This window comes from Pyrobaculum sp. (assembly GCF_049971835.1).
Taxonomy (GTDB): domain Archaea; phylum Thermoproteota; class Thermoprotei; order Thermoproteales; family Thermoproteaceae; genus Pyrobaculum.
Genome location: NZ_JBMFKV010000363.1, coordinates 1 through 1,359, shown reverse-complemented (window position 1 = coordinate 1,359; position 1,359 = coordinate 1). Strand labels below are relative to the sequence as shown.

1 protein-coding gene and 1 pseudogene are annotated in these 1,359 nt (G+C 59.3%); both read left to right on the top strand.

The genetic code is table 11. The features are described from left to right. A pseudogene (locus ACP5J3_RS14685) lies at positions 1 to 192 on the top strand (MFS transporter); the annotation flags it as partial. A 296-nt stretch (positions 193 to 488) separates the two neighbouring features. Then, a complete protein-coding gene (locus ACP5J3_RS14680; protein WP_428496360.1) occupies positions 489 to 1,244 on the top strand; it encodes a PD-(D/E)XK nuclease family protein in 756 nt (251 codons plus the stop codon). The last annotated feature ends 115 nt before the right edge of the window (positions 1,245 to 1,359 follow it).

Here is a 1,359-nt window from a genome sequence, read left to right as displayed (position 1 = left end):
ACCGCCGTCGGCCTCGTCACCGCCTTTGCCTGGCTGGTAAACACCGGCGCAGTCTTCCTAGAAGGCGTACTAGGCGCCCACATATTCCTCGCACTCCTAACCGCCCTATGGGCCCTCGGCCTAGCCGCCGCCGCCCTGTGGCATGCACTAGGCGTCGAAAGCGCTGGCAGAGAGCTCGAAGAACTCACATAACCCCACAGCGGCACCCTCAAAGAGGCGCGGCTAAAATACGTAAACTCCCACGGCGGCGCTTGAGGGCAAGCAAGACGCCCTCCAGATCCTAACCAGCGCCCAGGAGCAAGGCGTCCTCCTAAAAATAACAAAGGCAAAGACACCCCACCTAATCATAAAGTGGGAGGATCCCGAAGCCAAAGAGACAGCCGCCAAGGCGGCCAAAGGCGAGGAGGAGCCCCCACTCCTCAAGAAAATAGAAACCAAATTCCCCAATAAAGCCCTCTAAACTTTTAAACCCACACCCCCCACCAAACGTGGGCCTCAGAGAGGACTTCCTCCGCCTACTCGAACAAGACAAAGACTTCCGAATGGCCGTCGCCGGGTACCTGGGGTACAGGGAGATACTAGAGCGGCTAGACAGAAACGAGCGGCTCATCGCAAGACTACAGCGCCAAGTAGCCAAACTACAAAAACAAGTAGACAGAATGCAGAGACAAGTAGACAAGCTACAGGAGCAAGTCGCCAAGATGCAGGAGCAGGTGGCAAAGATGCAGGAACAGATGCGGAAAATGCAGGAGCAGATGGACAAGTTGCTGGGCCTCTACGGACAGCTGGCGGCGGAGGTAGCCGCCGTGAAGACGCGGCTGGACAAGCTGGAGAAGAAGGTGGAGGTCACCATCGGCACCATGGGCCGCAGGTGGGGCCGCGACCTGGAGCTCGCCGTCTTGGAGATTTTCAAAGAGGCGCTGGAGGAGAGGGGCATAGAGCCCGGGCGGGTGGAGAAGCTCAGATTTAAAGACGTCGACGGGAGGTACACAGGCACCCCCGGCCGGGTCTTCGACATAGACGTGGTGGCGAGAGACGGCGGCCTCTACGCCGTGGAGGTCAAGTCCTACGCAGACCTCGAAGACGTCGAAGTCCTCCACGACAAGATACCCATCGTCGAGAGGTACTACGGGAGGAAGGTATACAAGGCCTACCTCGTCGCCGTCGCCATCGAAAAAGAAGCCGTAGACAGAGCCAGGAAGCTAGGCATAGAGGTAATATACGGCTCCACCACCCCAGACTAGCCCCCCCGCGCAGCCCCCGCCCCGGCGACCTTCTAGCCGCAGTCCCTCGGCTCCACCCTAACCGCACTGAGACTTACCTCGCCTGTCTGGGGATGACGGTGTACGGCCATCTGGC